Genomic DNA, 2,254 nt, shown 5'->3' on the forward strand with positions numbered 1-2,254 from the left:
TAGGTGAAAACCGCTGTCGGGACGACGTTTTCTACCTACAGAGGCGGAAGCCGTAGGTGGAAAACGTTGCTATGACCACGGATTTGACCTACGGCTCGCCTCCGCGTCCGGTCATGCGGGCGGGACGGTGGGGCGTTCGATCGGCGCGCCGTCGCCGGGGAAGGGGCCCTGGAGCCGCCGGGCGAGGTCGGGGTCGCTCCAGACCTCCGCGGTGGAGCGCCACTGGGCGAGCGCCCGGGCGAACGGCAGCAGCGTGCCCGTCTCCGCGCCAGCGGCGAGATGCCCTAGAAGATCATCGACGCACCGGCGACGCTCGGCTGCCGGCAGCCAGTGCGGCCAGGCAGGCTCCTCGGCGACCCGTTCCTCCACGAGGGCGCGCTCCTCGTGGGCGAGCGTGCGGAACATATGCGCAATTACCCCGTTCCTGTGCCCCGGCCCTGCTGGCCTCTCGTGGCTGGCGTCAAAAAGTACTCTCGGGCTGGGTGTCGCGGAAGCAGGCCACGTAGTCGCGCCAGACGAGTTTTGCCGCGAGGACGTCCTCGAAGGTGTACTGCTCGGTCGGGGTGTGCCAGTCCAGGTCGGTGGCGACGAACTGGAGCAGCGCGCCGAAGGTGAGCTTCGGGCGGATGTACGTCTGGCTCCACGCCGAGGAGGAGATGTCGAGGCCCGCCGTGGCGTAGCCACGGGCGCGCAGGCGGGTGTCGGTGTCGGTGACGTCGTCGACGATGAACGTCACGTGGTGCAGCCCGGGCCCCTTGCGCCGCAGGTTCTCGGCGAGGACGGAGTCCGCTCTGAGCGGCTGCATGATTTCGATCTTGAAACCGGGGAAACCGATGTGCGTCAGACGGATGCCCGTCTCGTCGCTGTCACCGCCCTTGATGAACACGCCACCGAGCGTGTCCAGCAACAGAGGTGCCGCCTCTGCCATGTCCGGCAGGGCGATCGCCACGTGGTCGATCCGCCTGCCCCCCACAGCGCCACCGGAGGACGTGTCCACGCTCATTTTCGAACAGGCCAAACAACCATTTGTTGAAAATCTCGCGACGCCGATCCCGAGGTCAAGTTCGTCGCCTCCGGGACCCGCGGCCTTTCGGCGCCGCGACCGTGGCCGGCCGCGCGGCCGCTGCCGGACACGCGGCCGTGGCCGGTCAGAAGCCGAGTTTGCGGAGCTGGCGGGGGTCGCGCTGCCAGTCCTTGGCGACCTTGACGTGCAGGTCCAGGTAGACGGGGGTGCCGAGCAGGGCTTCGATCTGGGTGCGGGCGCGCGTGCCGACGTCCTTGAGGCGGGCGCCCTTCGCGCCGATGACGATCGCCTTCTGGCTCGGCCGCTCGACGTAGACGTTCACGTGGACGTCGAGCAGCGGCCGGTCCGCCGGGCGGTCCTCGCGGGGGATCATCTCCTCGACGACGACGGCGAGCGAGTGCGGCAGCTCGTCGCGCACCCCCTCCAGGGCGGCCTCGCGGACGAGTTCGGCGACCATCACCTGCTCGGGCTCGTCGGTCAGCTCGCCGTCGGGGTACAGCGGCGGGCCGGGCGGCAGGCGGCTGACCAGCACGTCCGCGAGCAGTCCCACCTGGAACGACGACACCGCGCTGACCGGCACCACATCGACGAAGTCCGCCAGCGCGCAGACCGCGAGCAGCTGCGCGCCGAGCGCGTCCCGGTCGGACACCAGGTCACTCTTGGTGACGACCGCGACCAGTGGTGTCCGCTTGGGCAGCCGGGCGAGCTCCCCGGCGATGAACCGGTCGCCCGGGCCCACCGCCTCGTTCGCGGGGACGCAGAAGGCGACCACGTCCACCTCGGAGAAGGTCGCGCGGACCACGTCGTTGAGCCGCTGGCCGAGCAGGGTCCGCGGCCGGTGCAGGCCGGGGGTGTCGACCAGGACGAGCTGGGCGTCGTCGCGGTGCACGATGCCGCGCACAGCATGCCGGGTCGTCTGCGGACGGCCGCTGGTGATGGCGACCTTCGAGCCGACGAGCGCGTTGGTCAGCGTCGACTTGCCCGCGTTGGGCCGTCCGACAAAACAGGCGAACCCGGACCGGAACGGTGCTCCGGCCTCCGCCGAGGCGGCCACTAGGTGGTCACCCGGCCCCGGGCCACCCCGTCGGAGCCGGCGAGGAACACCGGCACGCCGGTGCCGAACTCGCCCAGCACCAGCAGGTCGTCGACCTTCGGCGCACCCGGCACGCCCGAGCCCGGGGCGTCCGGCGCGCCCGGACCCGGCAGGCCGGCCGCGTTCGCCGCACCCGC

3 protein-coding genes are annotated in these 2,254 nt (G+C 71.1%); all 3 read right to left on the reverse strand.

Annotated elements, in window-relative coordinates:
- Positions 1–111: 111 nt before the first annotated feature.
- Positions 112–405 (reverse strand): hypothetical protein, encoded by a 294-nt coding sequence (locus AC5LSR_RS04655; RefSeq protein ID WP_250287078.1) that lies wholly within the window; start codon positions 403–405, stop codon positions 112–114.
- A 55-nt stretch (positions 406–460) separates the two neighbouring features.
- A complete protein-coding gene (locus AC5LSR_RS04660; RefSeq protein ID WP_250287076.1) occupies positions 461–1,003 on the reverse strand; it encodes a VOC family protein in 543 nt (180 codons plus the stop codon).
- Between the two features lie 145 nt (positions 1,004–1,148).
- The gene (era, locus tag AC5LSR_RS04665) at positions 1,149–2,078 is read right to left on the reverse strand and encodes a GTPase Era (protein ID WP_250287074.1); all 930 of its coding nucleotides are present in this window, start codon (positions 2,076–2,078) and stop codon (positions 1,149–1,151) included.
- Between the last annotated feature and the right edge of the window lie 176 nt (positions 2,079–2,254).

The organism is Protofrankia sp. CiP1_Cm_nod4, from assembly GCF_982290645.1.

Excerpts from the sequence above, each read along its gene's own strand:
- AC5LSR_RS04655 (WP_250287078.1), bottom strand. The coding sequence starts at position 405 with ATGTTCCGCACGCTCGCCCACGAGGAGCGCGCCCTCGTGGAGGAACGG.
- AC5LSR_RS04660 (WP_250287076.1), bottom strand. The coding sequence starts at position 1,003 with ATGAGCGTGGACACGTCCTCCGGTGGCGCTGTGGGGGGCAGGCGGATC.